This is a genomic window from Amycolatopsis sp. NPDC050768 (assembly GCF_040654155.1).
Lineage (GTDB): Bacteria > Actinomycetota > Actinomycetes > Mycobacteriales > Pseudonocardiaceae > Amycolatopsis.
Genome location: NZ_JBFAHL010000018.1, coordinates 156,507 through 175,486, shown reverse-complemented (window position 1 = coordinate 175,486; position 18,980 = coordinate 156,507). Strand labels below are relative to the sequence as shown.

Genomic DNA, 18,980 nt, shown 5'->3' with positions numbered 1-18,980 from the left:
CTTGGCAAGCGAATTGGCCGGAACCCGCCGACCGGGTGGGCGCACGGAACGCACGCGCCTCGCCGTGCTGCAGGCGACGCTCGACCTGCTCGCGGAGCAGGGCTTCACGAACCTCACGGTGGACGCGGTCGCCGACCGCTCGGGCGTGCACAAGACCACGATCTACCGCCGTTGGGAGTCGACGGACGGGCTCGTGGCCGCCGCGCTGCGCATGGGCACCGAACAGCCGTGGACGGCGCCCGACACCGGCTCCCTGGCCGGCGACCTGGCGGAGACGCTGCTGGAACTCGTGCAGTACTTCACCGAGCCCGGCCTGCGCGAGCTCCCGACGGCGTCGGTGCTGGCGGCCTTCCACTCCCCGCGTGCTGCGGAGGCGCTGCACGGGTTCTACGAGGACCGGCACGGCCGCTCAGCGGTGATGGTCACGCGGGCGATCACGCGGGGCGAGGTGCCCGCCGGGACCGACTCGGCGGAGGTCGTGCGGGTGGCGAGCGGGCCGATCTTCTACCGGTTGTTCATCTCCCGGGAGTCGGTGACGGCGGCTGACGCGCGGGTGGCAGCGGAGGCAGCTGCGGCGGCGGCGCGGGCTGGGGTTTTCGTGCGGGATGCGGCGGGTGAGGACGCGGAATCAGGGGCTTGACGTCGGTGTCGCCGGTGAGTGGCAACGAGTTGTGGGCCGCGATGATCGTCGCCGCCGCTGCGCAGCCCCTGCGGCGGCGGGAATCCGGCTTCTCCGAAAGAGTTCGGGTGACCACGACAGACCTCGGCTGCCGACTGTCTTGGCCCGAGATGTTCGAGGTGCTGAGCACAAAGCCGGTGTTCCTGTTCGTGCGGGCGTTGCAGTCCTGACCAGGTAACACCGGTGATCGCCGTTGAGGGGCGAAAAGGGTCACCCGCGGGGAGAGGTGCGGTAGCGGACTTCGTCGATGGTGACCGTGCCGTTCGCGAGGGAATCGACCTTGGTGCGGCCGTCGGGGGTCCAGCCGGTGCGTTCGTAGAAGGTGCGGGCGCGGGTGTTGCCGGCGAGGACCCAGAGGGTGGCGGTGCGGAAGTCGGTGGCCAGGGCGGTGAGGGCGTGGGAGTGGAGGGCGCGGCCGTAGCCCTGGCTCCAGAATTCGGGCAGCAGGTAGATCGACGCGAGTTCGCCGGTATCGGGGGTGGCGTCATCGTCGCGGCTGGGGCGGGAGGCGGCGAAGCCGGCGATGGTGCCGTCGGGGGTTTCGGCGACGAGGACGGTGTGGCGGGGCGCCTGGGCGGACAGGCTTTCCGCCCAGAAGGTTTCGCGGCGGGACGCGGAGAGGCCGGCGAGGAAGTCGGCCGGAAGGAGGCCGGCGTAGGCCGCCTGCCAGGAGCCGACGTGGACGCGTGCGATGCCGGGAGCGTCCGCGACGACGGCCGGGCGGACGGTGGCAGTCGAGCCAGGTGTGGTCGCGAGGCCGAAAGCAGCAGAGCTCGACGAAGTCACAGCGCCAGAGCCGGAGGTCGACGACTGCACCGCCCTGGAGCCGGCACCGGACACCGAAGCAGGCTCCGCACCAGAGCCAGAGCCCGAAGCAGGCACAACGACGGAGCGCGAACGCGAACCTGAGCCAGAACCAGCCGAACGGCCCGAGGGCTCCGAGGGCTCCGACGGCTCCGACGGCTCCGACGGCTCCGAGGCGGTCAACTCTTCTCCAAGTACTCCGCGCGCTCCATGTCCACCACATCGGACACCATCTGGGCCAGGCCAGGGTACGAAGCGAGCGTCGGGTCGCGCACCACGATTTCCTGCGACTGGGCGCGCGCCTCGGTGATCACGTCTTCGTCGCGCAGGAGCGACAGCAGCTTCAAGCCCGAGCGTTTCCCGGACTGGGCCGCGCCGAGGATGTCGCCCTCGCGGCGGAGTTCGAGGTCCAGGCGGGAGAGTTCGAAGCCGTCGGTGGTGGATTCGACGGCGGCGAGGCGTTCGCGGGTGGCGGTTCCGTCCAACGTCTCCGTCACCAGCAGGCACAGGCCCGGCACGCTGCCCCGGCCGACGCGGCCGCGCAGCTGGTGCAGCTGGCTCACGCCGAAGCGGTCGGCGTCGAGGATGACCATGGCGGTGGCGTTGGGGACGTTCACGCCGACCTCGACGACGGTGGTCGCCACGAGGACGTCGATCTGGCCGGCGCCGAAGGCCCGCATGACGGCGTCCTTCTCGTCGGCGGGCATGCGGCCGTGCAGCGCCGCCACGCGAAGGCCCTTCAACGGCCCGCCCGCCAGCTCCGGCGCCACGTCCAGCACGGCGAGCGGCGGGCGCTTGTCGCTCTTGTCCGACGTGGGCTCGTCGCCGATGCGCGGGCACACGACGTACGCCTGGTGCCCCTTCGAAACCTCCTCGCGCACCCGCTCCCACGCCCGGTCGAGCCACGCGGGCTTCTCCGCCACGGGCACCACGGTCGTCTTGATCGGCGAGCGCCCGACGGGCATCTCGCGCAACGCGGACGTCTCCAGGTCGCCGTAGACGGTCATCGCGACCGTGCGTGGAATCGGCGTCGCGGTCATCACCAGCACGTGCGGCGAAGTGGAGTCCGAACCGCGCGAACGCAGGGCGTCGCGCTGCTCCACGCCGAAGCGGTGCTGCTCGTCGACCACGACGAACCCGAGGTCGGCGAACTGCACGGTGTCCTGGATCAGCGCGTGCGTGCCGACGACGATGCCTGCCTCGCCGCTCACCGTCTCCAGCAGTGACTTCTTGCGTTCCTTCGCGCCCATCGACCCGGTGAGCAACGTCACGCGCGTCGCCTTCTCCGCGGCCCCCAGCTCCCCCTCCATGCCGAGCTCGCCGAGCATTTCCCGCAGCGAACGCGCGTGCTGCGCCGCCAGCACCTCCGTGGGCGCGAGCATCGCCGACTGGCGCCCCGAGTCGACGATCTGCAGCATCGCCCGCAGCGCGACGACGGTCTTGCCCGACCCCACCTCGCCCTGCAGCAGGCGGTTCATCGGGTGCTCGGTCGCCAAGTCCGCGGCGATCTCGTCGCCGATCGCGCGCTGGCCGGCAGTCAGGTCGAACGGCAGGCGCTTGTCGAACAGGTCGAGCAACCCGCCGTCGGTGTGCGGGCTGGCCTTGGCCGGGCGCGACACCGCGGAATGGCGCCGCTGCGCGAAAATCAGCTGCACGGCCATCGCCTCGTCCCACTTGAGGCGGTGGCGCGAGGTCTCCAGGTGCGCCCAATCTTCGGGCCGGTGGATGCCTCGCAACGCCCGTTCGAGACCGGGCAGCCCGTGCTGCTTCAGCACGTCGGCGGGCATCGGGTCGGCGTCGACCTCCAGCACGTCGAGCACCTGCCGCACGCATTTCGCGATCGACCACGTCGGCATGCCCTGCGCCGCCGGATACACGGGGATGATCTCGGCCAGGAAGTTGTCGACGGCCTCGGCTTCGCGTTCGGCGTCGAGCAGCTCGTACTCCGGGTTGGCCAGCTGCAGGGTGTCGCGGAACGCCGTGACCTTGCCCGCGAACAGGCCGGTCTTGCCCGGCGCCAGTTCCTTCTCACGCCACGCCTGGTTGAAGAACGCGCAGGCCAGCCGACGTTTCCCGTCGGTGATGACCATGTCGAGGATCGTGCCGCTGCGCGACTTCATGCGCCGCTTGCTGATCTTCTCGATCCGCGCCAGCACGGTCGCGTGCTCGCCCAGCTCCAAGCCGGCGATGTCGGTGAGCTCGCCGCGCTCGGCGTAGCGGCGCGGGTAGTGGCGCAGCAGGTCGGAGACGGTCTCGATGTCCAGCGCACCCGACAGCGCTTTCGCCGTCTTCGCGCCCAACAGCAGCGGCAGCTTTTCGCGCAGCCCGGCCATTTCTATTCGACCCCCATCAGCAGCACGGCTCCGGCCTGGCCACTGGCATAACTCGTCAACTCCACTTCGGGGTGCTCCAGCCGCAGCTGCTCGGCGAGCTCCGCGGTCACGCCCGGCGGGGCGGCGGCCCCGCTCAGCACGGTGACCAGCTCGCCGCCGAGCGTCAGCATCCGGTTGAGCACGCTCATCGCGGCCGCGACGAGGTTCGTCTCCGAGGCCGGCGCCGGTTCGATCAGCACCACCTCGTCGTCGACCAGGCCGATCACGTCACCGGACTGGGCCCGGCCCACCCAGGTTAGCGACTCCTCGCCCGCGATCCGCACCTCGCCACGCCTGGTCGCCGCGGCGGCCTCGGCCATGGCGACGACGTCGTCGTTGACCCGCCGGCCTTCGTCGTGCACCGCGAGCGCGGCCAGCACCTGCACGGGCGACGTGCACGGGATCACCACGACATCGCGGTCACCCGCCATCGCGTGGCCCGCCGCGGCGTCGGCCGCGGCCGTGAGATCGAGACCGCCGGGCAGCACGGTCACGTGCCGGCCCGCGGCCGCGTTGAACAGCCCGATCATGTCCTCGACGCCGGGTTTCCCGCCGTCGGGCACGGCCAGCACGGCAACGCCCTCGGCCCGCAGCAGCTCGACCAGCCCTCCGCCGTGCACCACGGCCACCACCGACCGGTCCAGCCCGCCGCCCGGCTCGATCGGCGTGGGCGTGAGCAGCGGTTCGATGCGGATCCGGCGCGGGCGGCCCAGCTCCAGCCCCGCCTCGATGGCCGCGCCGATGTCGGCGCAATGGACGTGCACGGCGTGGCTGCCCGAACCGTCGCCCGCCACCGTGACGCTGTCGCCGAACCCGCTCAGCCCCTTGCGCAACGCCGGCAGCCGCGCCTCCTCGACGCCGTCCAGCAGGTACATGACCTCCCACGCGTACGGCGCGGGCTCGGCGGCAGCAGGCGCCTCGACGGTGGCCGTGAGCTCGTGCTCGGGCTGCGTCGCGGTGCCGCTGATCACGCCGGCCAGCGCGTCGAGCACGGCGACGAGCCCTCGCCCTCCAGCGTCGACGACCCCCGCTTTCGCGAGGGCCGGCAGCTGCTTCGGCGTCTCCTCCAACGCGGCCGCGGCCGCCGCGGCGACGGTGGCGGCGACATCGGCCAGCGACCGCGTGTCCTCCTGGACGGCTGCGGCCACGACGTGCAGCACGGTCAGCATCGTCCCGGCGACGGGCCGGCTCACCGCGCCCGTGGCGATCCGGTCGGCGTGCGCCAGCGCGGCCGCGAGACCCGCGCCGTCGAGGTCGTCGCCCTCGGCCGCCCAGTCGGCGATCCCCCGCACGACCTGGGAGATGATCACCCCGGAGTTGCCGCGCGCGGCGGCGACGGCGCCCTTCGCCAGCACGGTCAGCGCCTCGGCCACGTCGGACGGCTCCGCGGCGGCCAACGCGTCGCGCGCGCCCGTCATCGTGTGCAGCAGGTTCGAACCCGTGTCGGAGTCCGCGACGGGGTACACGTTGATGCCGTTGATCGCCGGGCGCAGCACCTCCAGGCTGCGCACACACGCGGCCGACCAGGCCGACACCGCCACCACGTCCAGCACCCGCACCCCGTAACCTCCTCGCTGGTTCCCGCGAGGGTATCGACTTCGCGAGTGTCGATCCCGTAGGACTCGACCTCGCAGGCGTCGATCCTGCCGGAGTCAATCTCGCCGGTACCGCTCCTGCAGGTACGACCCCGTGCGGACCCTACCCAGACGAGTAGTTACTATGGTCGAGTTGCCCAGCTGGTCTGGGCGCCATTCTTTGTCCCATATCCAGAGGAGTTCGACGTGGCTGCCGTGTGCGACGTCTGTGGCAAGGGACCGGGCTTCGGCAAGTCGGTCTCGCACTCCCACCGGCGTACCAACCGCCGGTGGAACCCGAACATCCAGACTGTGCACGCCAAGATCGGCGTGTCCCAGCGCAAGCGCCTCAACGTGTGCACCTCGTGCATCAAGGCGGGCAAGGTCGTCCGCGGGTAAGGCGAAAGCTTGGGATGGCGAGTGCTCGTGGAGAGCACTCGCCATTTTTTTCGCCTTACGTGTGTTCTGGGGGTCGAACCCCCAGACCCCCGCCAGGGGCAAGCCCCCTGGACCCCCGCGAGTGGTCACCACTCGATAGAGCCGCCTCTTGTCACCTCAGGAAATCGGTCAGCACGGTGCGCAACGATTCGGGCGCGTTGAGGACGCCGTGGTCCTGGCCTGGGATCGACTCGTACCGCGCGTGGGGCACGGTTTCGGCGACGGCCCGGGCCGAAGCGGCCATCCACGCCTCCCCGGCACCGCCCGACAGCACGAGCGTGGGCACGGTGACAGCGGCCAACCGGTCGGCCGGCAAGCGGCCGCCGGGACCGGTCACGGTGATGTCGTAGGGCAGCGTGTGCGCGTAGCCGGCGAACCAGTCCCACACCGGTTGCCCCTTCATGGCCGCCACGCCTTCGGGCGGCACTGACACGCCTTCGGTCAGGAACAGCTCCACGGCGCCGTCGCGATCACCGTCGGCCACGAGGGCACTGATGCGCTCCGCGAGGTCTTCACCAGGGCGTGGCCGCTGAGAGTCCACGATGAACGGCGGCTCGTACACGGCCAGCTTCGTGATCGGCAGCCCCCGGGCCGCCGCTTCGAGAGCCAGGATCGCGCCCGACGAGTGGCCGAAAACCGCCGCCGAGCCGCCGACCGCGTCGATCACGGCCGACAGGTCGTCGAGCTCGCGCTCCACCGAGTACACAGGCGCGTCCCCGCTCTCACCACGGCCTCGCCGATCAACGGCAACGCCCTGGAATCCGGCCTCGGCCAGCACGACGGCGAGCGCGGCCACGGTCGTCCGGTCATTCACAGCGCCGCCGACGAGCAGCACCGGCGACCCCGCGCCGTAGGTGTCGAACGCGATCGGCGTGCCGTCGGCGGAAGTGACGGTGGTGGTCATGGCTGTCCTCCTGGGTGTCGTTCTCACCTTGGAGGTCGGAGCGACGACCCGCGACCGGACAGGCTCAGGGAAGTTTCCACTCCACCGGCGCCGCGCCCTGGTCGGCCAGCAGCTGGTTCGCGCGGCTGAACGGCCGCGAGCCGAAGAAGCCGTTGTGCGCCGAAAGCGGGCTCGGGTGCGCCGACTCGATGCACGGGATCTCACCCAGCATCGGCCGCAGGTTGCGGGCGTTGCGGCCCCAGAGGATCGCCACCATCGGCTCGTCGCGGGCCGCGAGCGCCTTGATCGCCTGCTCGGTCACCTGCTCCCAGCCCTTGCCCTGGTGGGAGTTCGACTTGCCGGGCTCCACCGTCAGCGCGCGGTTGAGCAGCAGGATGCCCTGGTCGGCCCACGGGGTGAGGTCGCCGTTGGTCGGCAACGGGTGCCCGAGGTCCTCGGCGTACTCCTTGTAGATGTTGACGAGGCTCTTCGGCAGCGGCCGCACGTCGGGCGCCACCGAGAAGCTCAAGCCGACCGCGTGGCCCGGCGTCGGGTACGGGTCCTGGCCGACGATCAGCACCCGCACGTCGTGGAACGGCTGCTTGAACGCCCGCAGCACGTGTTCACCCGCCGGCAGGTACGTGCGGCCCGCCGCGATCTCCGCGCGGAGGAACTCCCCCATCGCGCTGACCTGCGGTGCCACGGGCTCGAGGGCCTGCGCCCACCCGGCTTCGACGATTTCCTGCAGCGGTCGTGCGGTCACGGCCCGCGAGCCTAGCGCGGTGCGAGCGGGGTCACCGTGGCGGGTCGAGGCGCCGCAGCTCTTCGCGGAACCGTGCGCCGCGGCGCACGTACGAGTCGACCACCGTGGCGATCTGCTCGGCGGAGAACGACTTGTTCGGCCGCACCTTCGCCGGCACACCGAGCGCGATCTCGCCCGGGCCTACGTGCGAGTTGTACGACAGCACCGCGCCCGCGCCGACCATTCCGCCGTCCTCGATCACGGTTCCGTTCAGCACCACCGAACCCGACGCGATGAGGCAGCCGGTGCCGATCACCGCGCCCTCGACGTGCACTGCGTGGCCGATCGCCGACGACGGCCCCAGGATCGTCGGGTGCCGCTTGGTGCAGTGGAGCACGCAGCCGTCCTGCACGTTGGAGCGTTCGCCGATCTCGATGTAGCCGTGGTCGCCGCGCAGCACCGTCTGCGGCCATACGGAAGCGCGCGGGCCGATGCGGACGTCGCCGATCACGGTGGCGTCGGGGTGGACGTAGGCGTCCGGGTGGATCGAGGGTTCGAGGTCGCCGAGCGCGTAGATCGCCAAAGCCGTCTCCCGTTGGTCACACGAGGTTCTTGCCGAAGCACCGGTTGTCGGGTTCGTCCTTGTAGACGCCGTAACCCGGGATCCGGGTATAGCCCGACGAACCGTAGAGGGCGATCGCCTCCGGCTGCTCGGTACCCGTCTCCAGCACGGCCCGCAGCCGCCCCGCCGCGACCGCCGTGCGTTCCAGCTCCGCCAGCATCACGCGCGCGAAACCCTTGCCCCGCGCGGATTCCACGACGTACATCCGCTTCAGCTCCACGTCGCCGGGGCTGAACGCGGGCGCCGGCCCGTCGTGCGCGCGCCACGCGCCGGATGCCACGGGCACGCCTTCGAGGTAACCGACGAGGAACAGTCCACGCGGCGGCGCGAACTGCGAAGGGTCCATCGGCGTCGAGTCTTCGCTGCCGTAGCGGCGCACGTACTCGAGCTGCACTTCCGCCATCAGCTTGGTCGCGTCGGGATGGTCGTACGCGACCGCTCGGATCTCCACGACGACGAGGCTAGTGCTGCTGCCAGTGCTCCCAACCGCCTTCGTGACCATAATCCTTGCCGTCCACGGTCACGCCGGATCCCGGCATCGTCACCGCGCCGATCTTGCGCCAGCCCTCCGGCAGCTCGTCGAATGGCGGGAACGTCGCCGCCAGCGCGTGGTCTTCACCACCGGTGAGCACCCAGTGCAGCGGGTCGGCGCCGAGCGCGGAACCCACTTCCTGCAGCCGCGTGGAAATCTCGAGCTCCGCGGTGCTCACGTCGAGCCCGACGTCCGACGCCTTGGCGATGTGCCCCAGGTCGGCGAGCAGCCCGTCGGAGATGTCGATCATCGACGTCGCGCCGGCCAGCGCGGCCTGCGGCCCGGCCGAGTACGGCGGTTCCGGGCAGCGCTGCGCGTTCACGACCCCGACCGGCGAACGGAACCCTCGCCGCAGCACGGCCAATCCCGCCGCCGCCCAGCCGAGTCGCCCGCAGACGGCGAGGACGTCGCCAGGCCGGGCGCCGGAGCGCGTCACGGGTTCACGGTCTTCGAGGTCACCCAACGCGGTGACACTGATCACGATCTGGTCGGCGCTCACCATGTCGCCGCCGGACACCCCGACGCCGCCGCGGGTCGCCTCGGCCCACATGCCGTTCATGATCTCGGTCACGAGCTGGGCGGGAGTGTCCGGTGGACACGCGAAGCCCACGAGGACCGTGGTCGGTTTCGCGCCCATGGCCGCGACGTCCGACAGGTTCACCGCCACGGCCTTGCGCCCCACCTGCTCGGGGCTCGACCAGTCGAGGCGGAAGTGCACGCCCTGGACCAGCACGTCCGTGGTCGCCACTACGCGGCCGTCGGGCGCTGCGACCACGGCCGCGTCGTCGCCCGGGCCGAGCAGCGTTGCCGCCGGCTGGCGACGCCCGTTGGTGACCGCCTGGATCAGCGCGAACTCGCCTGTCCCGGCCACCGAGCCATCGTCCGGTGACACCGGTCACCTCCTGTTTCTCTCCGTGTACGAAGCCTCGACCACCGACAGTCGGATCCCCTAGGTTTTTCCCGGGGCTGGCGATACCTTGCCTACACCGTTCCTACCTCGACTCCATCGCTACCGACGAAAGGGCACGCCGTGGTCCACGCATACATCCTCATCCAGACCGAGGTCGGCAAGGCGGCCGCGGTGGCGGCGGAGATCTCCGGTGTGCCGGGCGTCACCAGCTCGGAGGATGTCACCGGTCCCTACGACGTGATCGTGCGCGCGACCGCGGAGACCGTGGACCAGCTGGGCCAGCTCGTGGTCGCGAAGGTGCAGAACGTGGAAGGCATCACCCGAACCCTGACCTGCCCGGTGGTCCACCTCTGAGACGTGGTGCACTTCGGGGGTGGCAGATTCCGACACCGGCGCACCCCCGCGGGTGGTCCTCGTGGTCGCGGCCGTGCTCGTGGTCGCGCTGGCCGTGGTGGTCGCCGTCTTCGCGGTGACGAAGAAATCGGCGCTCAGCGGCGAGGGCGTCGCGAGTGGACCGCTCCCACTCGTCGCCGTTCCCGCCCCTCAGGCGACCACGCAGGCGTGCACGACGGTCGTCGACGCGCTGCCCTCGACCTTGAAGTCCAACGGCCAGGACCTCGTCCGGCGCACGCTCGCCCAGCCCGCGCCGAAGGCCACCGTCGCCTGGGGTGACGGCGACGCGATCGTGCTGCGGTGCGGGCTCGACCGGCCGCCGGAGCTCACCCCGACCGCGCAGCTGCGCTTGGTCAACGGCGTGCAGTGGCTGCAGGTCACCGAAGACGCCGCGGCCACGTGGTACGTGGTGGACCGCGACGTCTACGTCGCGTTGACCGTCCCCGACTCGGCCGGGACCGGTCCCCTGCAGACGGTGTCGGACACCGTCAACGCGAAGCTGCCGGTCAAACCCTTGAAGTTCTGACCGTCCGGGCGGCGATCTCCTCCAGCGAGTCGCCCGTGGTGCGTGGCCCCAAAACTGCGACGTCGACGATCAGCACCACCATCGCGGCGGCCACGACGGCGAACATCCTGGTGGCGCCCTGCGCCTGCAGCACCGGCAGCAGGATGAACGGCATCGCCGCAGTGGCCAGGCGCGAGAGCGCGTACGCCGAACCGGCAGCCGTGCCGCGCAGCGACGTCGGGAACAGCTCGCCCTGGTAGGTGTGGAACGCGTTGGAGAACACGTTGCTGGCGGCGGTGTAGCAGAAGCCGAACACCGCGATCGCCACACCGGCTGTCGAGTAGCCGAACGCGAGCCCGAACACCGCCATCGCCGCGGCGCTCACGACGATCAGCCACTTGCGCTCGATCCGTTCGATGACGGGGATCGAGAGCGCGGAACCGATCGGGTAGCCGAGGAACGTGATCGCGCTGAACGTCAGCGAGTTCACGAGGCTGAACCCCTTGGCGGCCAGCACGATCGGCACGAGCGAGCCGAAGCCGTAGTAGCCGAACGCTTGCAGCAGCTGGAAGATGTAGAGCATCGACGTGCGCCGCGCCCACGGCTTGCGCAGGAGCGCGGAGAACCGCACGGGTTCCGGCGCGGGCGGTTCGGGCGCGGGTTCCGGGAGCGGTTGCGGCGCCGAGGCTTCGAGCTTGCGCACGATCTCGTCGGCTTCCGCCTCTCGCCCGCGAGCGGCGAGCCAGCGGGGCGACTCCGGCAGCGTGAACCGCAGGCCCCAGACGACGGCGGCGCCGAGCGCGCCGATCACGAACAGCCAGCGCCAGCCGTCGACGCCGAGCGGCGAATGGCCGGCCAGCGCCCGCGCGAGGAACCCGGCGACGGGCACGCCGCAGAAGCCGAGCGTGTACGCCCAGGCTGTCGCGCGGCCGCGGGCGCGGGCGGGCAGCAGGTCGGCGAGGTAGGCGTCGGCGACGGGGAGCTCGGCGCCGATGCCGATGCCGGCGATGAAGCGGCAGACCACGAGCATCCAGACGTCCGTGCTGAAGGCGCCGAGCAGCGTGAAGACCGAGTACAGGCCGAGCGTCAGCAGGAACGCGCGGCGCCGGCCGAGCTGGTCGGCGAGCTTGCCGAGGCAAACCGCGCCCACGAACGCCCCGACGAACGCTGACGCGAGCACGTACTTCAGCGCGTCGGCCGTGACGCCGAACTCGTGCGTGAGCACGGTGCTGATCGTGGACGCGAGGAACAGGTCGTAGAGGTCGAAGAACGTCGCGACCCCCACCACGGCGACGAAGTACCGGTGCCGGCGGGTGACCGGGAGCCGGTCGAGCCGGGATGCGATCTGCACGCGTTGTCTCCTGCCCTGGCTCGGGCTTGCCGCGCGCGGGCCACGTCGGCGTCACCCGGTGCCACCGGATGATCACTGTAGTGGGTGATGCCGTTCGTCGGTTCGGCGGTTGTGGTCCGGTCCTTTCCTGCGGCTGTTCATGATTTCGAAACAACGGAAACACCAAGTTGTTCCGGGCGACATCATCGGGAAATGCGGCGCCGGTGAAATTCTCCGTGATATCGGGCCTGGAATGTCAGGAGGTTTCTTTTCTTCACCGTTTGCACTTTCGCTCGACCCTGATCGCCGCAGCTCCGGGTCGACCGTTTCTCGTTGTACCCCTTGGTCTTTCGACCCCACGGTGCGCCGAGTGGACCTGTCGCGCGCCGAATTCCGCCTCGGAAAGGAATCACCAGTGCCGCCGATAACCGTGATCTTCGTCGTCTCGGGACTCGCCGTTTGGCTCAACGGCTTGGCATTTCTCGGGATCGGCGCCAAACCCGTCGAGGACGGCCCGAATCCACTGACCACGGTCGGCTGGGTGACGCTGCTCGCCGGCGTCGTGGACCTCCTGCAAGCCGCCGTGATCATCGCGACGGCGCCGCCCGCGACGGGCGTCCCGTTGGCCGGAATCGTCACGTTCTACGGCACGTTCTTCACCACGCTGGGCGTGACGCTCGTGCGAGGCCTGGACCTCCGGCCGGTCGGCAACCTGGCCGTGGCGGTGGCCGTCGTGCCGCTGCTGTGGTGGAAATTCTTCGACGGCAGCTGGATGCTGCACTCGATCCTCGTGGTGTGGCTGGTCGCGTTCCTCGCGGTGGCGGCCACGACCTACGGCAAGCTGCCCGGCAAGGTGCTCGGCGGGATCCTGACCGTCACGTCGCTCTACACGTTCCTGACGCCGGCGGCGTTGCTCGCGCTGGGTAAGTCGATCCCCTGATCACGTGACCACACAGGGTCACCCAAGTGGGTGACCCTGTGTGGTGTCAGCGGAGGCCGGTGCCGCGGGCGATGGCGGTGTCGATGAGGGTCGACAGGAGCGTGCTGTAGTCGACGCCCGTGACCTCCCACATCTTCGGGTAGGCGGACTTCGTGGTGAAGCCGGGCATGGTGTTGACCTCGTTGATCACGAGATCGCCGGCTTCGGTGACGAAGAAGTCGACGCGGGCCAGGCCCTGGCAGTCGAGCGCGCGGAACGCCTCGACGGCCATGGCGCGCAGGCGGTCGGTGAAGGCGTCGCCGAGCTTGGCCGGGATGTCCAGCTCGGCGTCTTCGCCGAGGTACTTGGTCTCGAAGTCGTACCAGGCGTCCTCGCCCTCGGCGAGCACGCGGATCTCCGCCGGCAGCGACGCTTCCACGCGGCCGTCGGGGAACTCCAGCACGCCGCACTCGACCTCACGCCCGACCACGGCGGCCTCCACGAGCACCTTCGGGTCGGTGCGACGGGCCAGCTCGATGGCGGCGTCCACATCGGACCAGTCGGTGACGCGCGAGATCCCGACGGACGAGCCCGCGCGCGAGGGCTTCACGAAAACGGGCAGCCCCAAGCGTTCCCGGTCATTCTGGGCCAAAGTGGACTGTCCACGGCGGAGCGCCGCGTACGTGCCCACCGGCAGCCCTTCCGCGGCGAGCAGCTTCTTCGCGTACTCCTTGTCCATGGCGGCGGCGCTGGCCAGCACGCCCGGGCCGACGTAGGGGATGTCGGCCATCTCGAGCAGGCCCTGGATGGTGCCGTCCTCGCCGAACGCGCCGTGCAGCACGGGGAAGACCACGTCGACGGTGCCGAGCACCTCGGTCGCCTGCCCGGGGTCGACGGTGCGCAGCTCGCGGCTGGTCGGGTCGCCCGCCAGCACGAGCGCGCGGCCGGACTCCACAGTCGGCAGCTCGCGGCCCTGGATGCTCAGCTCCTTCGGGTCGCCGGTGCCGAGCACCCAGCCACCCTGCGGGGTGATGCCCACGGGGAGCACCTCGTAGCGCTCCGGATCCAGGTTCGCGATCACGCTGCCCGCCGACAGGCACGAGATGGTGTGCTCGCTGCTGCGCCCGCCGAACACGACCGCCACGCGGATCTTCTCAGCACTCATGGTCGGTCACCGTACCGGGTGACCACGCCCAACGGCGCGCACCCGGCGTTGCGACGGGTCCCCCGGCCCGTCCACCGGCGGGGGTGGTGGGTGCGGGTTGGGCATGATCAGGTGCTTGTTCGGCGCTGGGGTGCGGCCGGGTGCAGGCGCAGTCGGACCGTGACGGACGCCTCCCGCCGGTTGCCCGAGTGGACCGGTCGCGCTGCACACCGGTCACCACGGGACCGCTCGCGCTGGACGCCGGTCACTCACCGAGTCCGCGGGCCCCGGCCGCGGCCGAGCACATCGGCCACGCGGTGCGGCCAGGGTCGGTCGCGCCGCGACGAGGAGCTCGCCGTATCGGCGGGGGGTCGACTGGTCCTTTGACGCCGCAGCCGAGCAGCTATGGCGTCAAAGGACCAGTCCGCTGCACGCCACTCACCGCCGCAGGCGAAGCAGCGTCACCCTTGGGGTCACCCGCCGCCGGCGGCGGCATCGTCACGAGAACCTCGCAAGCGCGCCCCACGGCACCGAAAGTGACGGCTGAGGTGCCACCGGACCGCTCGCGCAGCACGCCACTCGTCACCGCAGGCAAAGAAGCCCCGGACCTCGCGGTCAGCGAAGCGAATCCGCCGGCGGTCGCGCCGCCACAAGAGCCTCGCGAGAAAGGCCCGCAGTGCCGAGAGCGATGACCGCGGTGCCACTGGACCGTTCGCGGCGGTGCGGCGACCGCAGCGGAAGGCGCAGTACATCGGCCAGTCAGCGAAGCAAACCCACCAAAGCCGGCAGCGCACTCACCAACGCCTCCCGCGAACAGCCCGCGTACCCGAGCGCCACCCCGTGCGCCGTCGGCGTCCCGGCGAAGTGGCGAGCCAGCCCGTCCAGGCGGATGCCCTGGCGTTCGGCCTCGGTCAAGCAGCGGGTTTCCTGGGCGGCGGACGCGAAGGGGACCACGAGGTGGGCACCGGCGTCGTCGCCGAGGATGGGGATGGTGGCGGAGGTGAGGGCGGCGGACAGCAGAGAGCGGCGTTCGGCGAGTTCGCGGCGGAGTTTGCGCAGGTGGCGGCCCAGGTCGCCGTGGCGGGCGAGCTCCACCAGCACGCGCTGGCCGGCCGGGGAGGGGCGCGTGCCGGTGAGGTCGCGGTAGGCGAGCACGGCCTCGGTGACCGAGGCGGGCGCGACGAGCCAGCCGGCGCCGAGCGTGGGAGTGAGGATCTTGCTCGTGGTCCCCAAGTGGACGACGACGTCGGGCGCGAGGGCGGCCAGCATGGGCAGCGGGGCGACGTCGAAGCGCAGCTCGCCGTCGTAGTCGTCCTCGATGACGAGCATGCCGTCGGCGCGGGCGCGTTCCACGAGCTCCACGCGGCGCGCCGCGCTCATGCGGCTGCCCATCGGGTACTGGTGCGCGGGCGAACAATAGACCGCCCGCGCGCCGGCGGGGATCGCGTCGGGGCGGAGGCCCTCCTCGTCGACGGGCACGCCCACCACCGTCAGGCCGGCGGACCGGAACGCCTGCACGGCCCGCTGGTAACCCGGTTCCTCGAACGCCACCACCGCGCCGCGCCGCAGCACCGCGGCGGCGAGCTCCACGACGGCGGCCGTGGTCCCGCCCGTCGCCAAGACCGAGCCGGCGGCCAGACCGCGGTGCCGCAACAGGTGTTCCGAAACGGTCGCGCGGTACTCGGGCAGGCCGGCGCGGTGGGCGCGGACCAACGGCTCCGGGTCGGCCGCCGCCCGCCACGCGCGGCGCCAGGCCGCGCGGTCCAGACCGGCCGCCCACGGCGTGCCCGGCGTCAAATCCAGTACGGGCGCCGTCTCGGGTTCCGGCGCGAGCGGTCCCGCCGGGGACACCGACGCGGCCGCGCGCGTCGGCGGTGTCGTCACGTACGTGCCGGAGCCGTGGCGCCCGGCGATCCAGCCTTCGGCGTGCAGCTGCTCGTACGCGGCCGAGGTCACCGTGCGCGAAACCCTGAGCCGCTCGGCCAGCGCGCGCGTGGACGGCAACCGGTCGCCGCCGCGCAGGTGCCCGCTCGCGGCGGCCTCGCGCAGGGCGTCGGCCAGCTGCACGGCCAGCGGCGTGCTCGCCTCACGGTCGAGGCTCACCGGCAGCGCGGTGTCGGCGTACGACACGAATCCTCCTCGAACCGAACTGAAAAAGTGGACTTCCCAAGTGTAGAAGAAGTGGTCGTTCAACACGTCCACTCATCCGCGCGACACTGCGGACATGACGAGCCTCTCGCCGACCCCCCGCACGACCCTCGGCCGCAAGAAGAACCGCGCGGCCACCGACCGCGCGACACTGCACGCCGTGCTCGACGAGGCCCTGATCTGTCACCTCGGCCTCGTCCGCGACGGTGCGCCGCTCGTGCTGCCCACCGGCTACGGCCGCGACGGCGACACGCTCTACCTGCATGGTTCCACGGGCGCGGCCAGTCTGCGCACCGCCGCACTGGACCTTGACGTCTGCGTCACCGTCACGCTGCTCGACGGCATCGTCTACGCCCGCTCGGTCAACAACCACTCCATGAACTACCGCAGCGCCGTCATCCTCGGCCGCGCGCGCCTCATCACCGACCGGGACGAGAAGCTCCACGCCCTGCGCGTGCTCACCGACCACCTCTCCCCCGGCTCGTGGGACCACGCGCGCGGCGTCAACGCGAAGGAGTTCGCCGCCGTCTCCGTCCTGGCGCTCGACCTCGCGGAAGCCTCGGTGAAACTGCGCGCCGAAGGCCCCGATGACGAGCCGGAAGACGTGAGCGCCAACGAAGCCTGGGCCGGCGTCCTCCCGGTGACAACTGTCTTCGGCGAACCCGAACCCTCCGCCGACCTGCCCGCCGGCTGGAGCGTGCCCGAGCACGTCACCGGACGCGTCACCCAGCCAGAGGCAGCCGCACGGTGAACACGGTCTGGCCCGGCCGGCTCGTCACTTCGACCGTGCCACCGTGTTCCACGACCAGCGAGTGCACCACGGACAGGCCCAGACCGGTGCCACCGGCCGACCGCGTGCGCGAGTTGTCAACGCGGAAGAACCGGTCGAAGATCCGCTGCTGATCCTCCGGCGAGATCCCCGGCCCGGCGTTCTCCACGCGGATCACCGCGACGGAATCCAGAACGCTGACCGACAAACCCACCCGCGTCCCGGAAGGTGTGTGCACGGCCGCATTCGCCAGCAGGTTGTCGAAAATCTGCCGCAGCCGCACAGGATCCGCGTCGACGAAAACCGCCGAAGTACCCAGCGAAACCCCCAGCGGATGCGCCGGCCGCCCCACCCGGAACGCGTCCGCGGCGGCCTCGGCAATCGGGACAACGTCCACCCGTTCGGGCCGCACCGGCGGCTCCGCGTCGTGGGCGTCGAGGCGCGCGAGCAGCAGCAGATCGTCGACGAGCACGCTCATCCGCGCCGTCTCCTCGCGGATCTTCGCCAGGTGCGCCTCACGTTCCTCGGGTTCGTTCGCCGCCGCGTACCGGAAAAGGTCGGCGTAGCCCCGGATCGACGTGAGCGGCGTACGCAGCTCGTGCGACGCATCGGCCACGAAACGGCGAAGGCGCTCGTTGGCGGCCGTCCGCGCGGCGAGCGACGACTCGATGTGCGTGAGCATCACGTTGAACGCCGTGCGCAGCTCTGCTACCTCCGCGCCGCCGCCTTCGCCCGTCGCGCGCACGGGCAGGTTCGCCGTCCCCGTGAGGTCGTGCGACGCGATGTCGTGCGCCGTGCCCGCCATGTCCGACAACGGCTGCAGGCCGCGGCGCAGCACGAGCCGCCCCACCACGACCAGGATCGCCAGCGCGATGAGGAACGCGATCACCTCGACCAGCACCAGCTGCCGCACCGTGCTGTCCAGATCCGCCTGCGGCGCCGCGCTCAGCAACACCGTTCCGCTGCCGGCGGAATCCGTCGCGACCGGGCACGCGCGTACGCGATAAGGCCCGCCGCCGTGGATGTACACCGTGCGGAACACGTCTCCATCCGTGGCGTCGGACGCGACGTCGGCGAGCGGCGTGATGTCGGTCGGCAGGTTGCTGCCGGGCCGCGGCGTCGCCACTCCGCGGTCGACCTCGAACACCGCCGAGAACCACGAGTAGACGATTTCCGGGTTGCCGTGCGAACTGCGCAGCCCCGGCACCTGCGCGACCTGGCTCGTCTTGAGCTGCTCGTCGAGACGACGGCCGAGGTAGCCGTGCATGAACCCGACCGTGACGGTCCCCACGATCGCGAACACCACCAGCGCCAGCGCGCCGAGCCCGAACGCCAGCCGGGTGCCGAGCCGCGACGCGCGCCACGCGGCGTACCAGCGGCGAGCCCAGCGCCGCAGCCGCTTCACCGGCCCGCCCGCACGACGTAGCCGACGCCGCGCACGGTGTGGATCAGCGGTTCGGCGCCGTCGTCGAGCTTGCGGCGCAGGTGCGAGATCACCAGCTCGACGACATTGGACCGGCCGCCGAAGTCGTACTCCCACACGTGGTCGAGGATCTGCGCCTTCGTGAGCACGGCCGGCGAGCGGCGCATGAGGTAACGCAGGAGCTCGTACTCGGTCGGCGTCAGTTCCGCGAGCCGATCGCCGCGACGGACCTCGCGCGTGTCCTCGTCGAGAGTCAGGTCCTCCACGCGCAACACGGCGGTGCGCGGCGCGGGCGGCGCGGCCGCGCTCCGGCGAAGCACCGCCCGCAGCCGCGCCATCAACTCCTCGACGGAAAACGGCTTCACGAGGTAGTCGTCGCCACCTCGGGTCAGGCCGGCGATGCGGTCGGCCGTCGCGTCCTTTGCCGTCAGGAAGACCACGGGCACGGCGTTGCCGTGTTCGCGCAGGCGGTCGAGCACGGTGAAGCCGTCGAGGTCGGGCAGCATCAGGTCGAGCACCACGATGTCGGGTCCGAACTCCGCCACGCGGCTGAGCGCCGCCGCGCCCGAGCCCGCGGTCACGGCCTGCCAACCCTCGTAGCGGGCGACGGTCGCGACGAGATCGGCGATGTGCGGTTCGTCGTCGACGACGAGCAGCCGCACCGGGTTCGGGTTGTCCACTCCACCATCCTCCGTGACCACCGCGCGGGCGCGCGAGCGGAGCGCGCGGCCGACAGCCAGTCGACAGGTTCCGCCCAGATCCGCCACAGGTTCCGCGGCGACGCTGGCGTTCG

The 18,980-nt window shown here is 71.2% G+C and carries 20 protein-coding genes; 7 read left to right on the top strand and 13 right to left on the bottom strand.

What is annotated here, in order from left to right:
* Nucleotide 1 precedes the first annotated feature (1 nt).
* Together AB0H62_RS39420 and AB0H62_RS39415 are read left to right on the top strand one after the other, a co-directional pair.
* Nucleotides 2-640, top strand: coding sequence for a TetR/AcrR family transcriptional regulator (locus AB0H62_RS39420; protein WP_360591759.1), 639 nt, complete (start codon nt 2-4; stop codon nt 638-640).
* A gap of 14 nt (nt 641-654) precedes the next feature.
* Complete coding sequence (locus tag AB0H62_RS39415; protein ID WP_360591757.1) at nt 655-849, top strand: hypothetical protein; 195 nt, start codon at nt 655-657, stop codon at nt 847-849.
* A 40-nt stretch (nt 850-889) separates the two neighbouring features.
* Here the strand turns inward: AB0H62_RS39415 and AB0H62_RS39410 are convergent, their stop codons facing one another.
* The 3 genes from AB0H62_RS39410 to AB0H62_RS39400 form a co-directional block, all read right to left on the bottom strand.
* Entirely contained in the window at nt 890-1,465 is a 576-nt protein-coding gene (locus tag AB0H62_RS39410; RefSeq protein ID WP_360591755.1) for a GNAT family N-acetyltransferase, read from the bottom strand.
* A gap of 197 nt (nt 1,466-1,662) precedes the next feature.
* The gene (gene recG / locus AB0H62_RS39405) at nt 1,663-3,816 is read right to left on the bottom strand and encodes an ATP-dependent DNA helicase RecG (RefSeq protein WP_360591753.1); all 2,154 of its coding nucleotides are present in this window, start codon (nt 3,814-3,816) and stop codon (nt 1,663-1,665) included.
* 2 nt (nt 3,817-3,818) lie between these two features.
* Complete coding sequence (locus AB0H62_RS39400; RefSeq protein WP_360591751.1) at nt 3,819-5,414, bottom strand: DAK2 domain-containing protein; 1,596 nt, start codon at nt 5,412-5,414, stop codon at nt 3,819-3,821.
* 222 nt (nt 5,415-5,636) lie between these two features.
* Here AB0H62_RS39400 and rpmB point away from each other — a divergent pair, with 222 nt between their 5' ends.
* Nucleotides 5,637-5,828, top strand: a complete 192-nt coding sequence (gene rpmB / locus AB0H62_RS39395; RefSeq protein ID WP_091623274.1) for a 50S ribosomal protein L28 — start codon at nt 5,637-5,639, stop codon at nt 5,826-5,828.
* A gap of 151 nt (nt 5,829-5,979) precedes the next feature.
* Here rpmB and AB0H62_RS39390 read toward each other — a convergent pair whose 3' ends face one another.
* The 5 genes from AB0H62_RS39390 to AB0H62_RS39370 all read right to left on the bottom strand — a co-directional run bounded on the left by AB0H62_RS39390 (nt 5,980) and on the right by AB0H62_RS39370 (nt 9,538).
* A complete protein-coding gene (locus AB0H62_RS39390; protein ID WP_360591749.1) occupies nt 5,980-6,771 on the bottom strand; it encodes an alpha/beta hydrolase in 792 nt (263 codons plus the stop codon).
* A 64-nt stretch (nt 6,772-6,835) separates the two neighbouring features.
* Nucleotides 6,836-7,513, bottom strand: coding sequence for a uracil-DNA glycosylase (locus tag AB0H62_RS39385; RefSeq protein ID WP_360591747.1), 678 nt, complete (start codon nt 7,511-7,513; stop codon nt 6,836-6,838).
* Nucleotides 7,514-7,544: 31 nt separating this feature from the next.
* Nucleotides 7,545-8,075, bottom strand: coding sequence for a gamma carbonic anhydrase family protein (locus AB0H62_RS39380; RefSeq protein WP_220237650.1), 531 nt, complete (start codon nt 8,073-8,075; stop codon nt 7,545-7,547).
* A gap of 16 nt (nt 8,076-8,091) precedes the next feature.
* Complete coding sequence (locus AB0H62_RS39375; protein WP_360591745.1) at nt 8,092-8,565, bottom strand: GNAT family N-acetyltransferase; 474 nt, start codon at nt 8,563-8,565, stop codon at nt 8,092-8,094.
* Between the two features lie 10 nt (nt 8,566-8,575).
* On the bottom strand, nt 8,576-9,538 hold the full coding sequence (locus tag AB0H62_RS39370) for a thiamine-phosphate kinase (protein WP_360591743.1): 963 nt from the start codon (nt 9,536-9,538) through the stop codon (nt 8,576-8,578).
* A gap of 138 nt (nt 9,539-9,676) precedes the next feature.
* Between AB0H62_RS39370 and AB0H62_RS39365 the strand changes: the two genes are divergently transcribed.
* Both AB0H62_RS39365 and AB0H62_RS39360 read left to right on the top strand, forming a co-directional pair.
* Nucleotides 9,677-9,910, top strand: coding sequence for an Lrp/AsnC ligand binding domain-containing protein (locus AB0H62_RS39365; RefSeq protein ID WP_220237647.1), 234 nt, complete (start codon nt 9,677-9,679; stop codon nt 9,908-9,910).
* 19 nt (nt 9,911-9,929) lie between these two features.
* Nucleotides 9,930-10,475 (top strand): DUF3515 domain-containing protein, encoded by a 546-nt coding sequence (locus AB0H62_RS39360; protein WP_220237646.1) that lies wholly within the window; start codon nt 9,930-9,932, stop codon nt 10,473-10,475.
* Here AB0H62_RS39360 and AB0H62_RS39355 read toward each other — a convergent pair.
* A complete protein-coding gene (locus AB0H62_RS39355; protein WP_220237645.1) occupies nt 10,456-11,805 on the bottom strand; it encodes an MFS transporter in 1,350 nt (449 codons plus the stop codon). The two genes, AB0H62_RS39360 and AB0H62_RS39355, sit on opposite strands and share 20 nt — an antisense overlap.
* 394 nt (nt 11,806-12,199) lie before the next feature.
* Between AB0H62_RS39355 and AB0H62_RS39350 the strand changes: the two genes are divergently transcribed.
* Complete coding sequence (locus AB0H62_RS39350) at nt 12,200-12,724, top strand: hypothetical protein (protein ID WP_360591740.1); 525 nt, start codon at nt 12,200-12,202, stop codon at nt 12,722-12,724.
* Nucleotides 12,725-12,770: 46 nt separating this feature from the next.
* On the opposite strand, the gene AB0H62_RS39345 is transcribed toward AB0H62_RS39350, so the two are convergent.
* Together AB0H62_RS39345 and AB0H62_RS39340 are read right to left on the bottom strand one after the other, a co-directional pair.
* Nucleotides 12,771-13,868, bottom strand: coding sequence for a D-alanine--D-alanine ligase family protein (locus AB0H62_RS39345; RefSeq protein ID WP_360591738.1), 1,098 nt, complete (start codon nt 13,866-13,868; stop codon nt 12,771-12,773).
* A gap of 738 nt (nt 13,869-14,606) precedes the next feature.
* Complete coding sequence (locus AB0H62_RS39340; RefSeq protein WP_360591736.1) at nt 14,607-15,977, bottom strand: PLP-dependent aminotransferase family protein; 1,371 nt, start codon at nt 15,975-15,977, stop codon at nt 14,607-14,609.
* A gap of 94 nt (nt 15,978-16,071) precedes the next feature.
* Between AB0H62_RS39340 and AB0H62_RS39335 the strand changes: the two genes are divergently transcribed.
* Nucleotides 16,072-16,746, top strand: a complete 675-nt coding sequence (locus AB0H62_RS39335) for a pyridoxamine 5'-phosphate oxidase family protein (protein ID WP_220237641.1) — start codon at nt 16,072-16,074, stop codon at nt 16,744-16,746.
* Here the strand turns inward: AB0H62_RS39335 and AB0H62_RS39330 are convergent.
* Together AB0H62_RS39330 and AB0H62_RS39325 are read right to left on the bottom strand one after the other, a co-directional pair.
* Nucleotides 16,718-18,169 (bottom strand): HAMP domain-containing sensor histidine kinase, encoded by a 1,452-nt coding sequence (locus tag AB0H62_RS39330; protein ID WP_360591734.1) that lies wholly within the window; start codon nt 18,167-18,169, stop codon nt 16,718-16,720. The genes AB0H62_RS39335 and AB0H62_RS39330 overlap by 29 nt on opposite strands.
* Nucleotides 18,166-18,867 carry a response regulator transcription factor gene (locus AB0H62_RS39325; protein WP_360591732.1) on the bottom strand — a complete coding sequence of 234 codons (702 nt, stop codon included), beginning with the start codon at nt 18,865-18,867 and terminating at the stop codon, nt 18,166-18,168. Before AB0H62_RS39325 ends, AB0H62_RS39330 begins: the two co-directional genes overlap by 4 nt.
* Between the last annotated feature and the right edge of the window lie 113 nt (nt 18,868-18,980).

Excerpts from the sequence above, each read along its gene's own strand:
- recG (WP_360591753.1), bottom strand. The coding sequence starts at position 3,816 with ATGGCCGGGCTGCGCGAAAAGCTGCCGCTGCTGTTGGGCGCGAAGACG.
- AB0H62_RS39390 (WP_360591749.1), bottom strand. The coding sequence starts at position 6,771 with ATGACCACCACCGTCACTTCCGCCGACGGCACGCCGATCGCGTTCGAC.
- AB0H62_RS39345 (WP_360591738.1), bottom strand. The coding sequence starts at position 13,868 with ATGAGTGCTGAGAAGATCCGCGTGGCGGTCGTGTTCGGCGGGCGCAGC.
- AB0H62_RS39335 (WP_220237641.1), top strand. The coding sequence starts at position 16,072 with ATGACGAGCCTCTCGCCGACCCCCCGCACGACCCTCGGCCGCAAGAAG.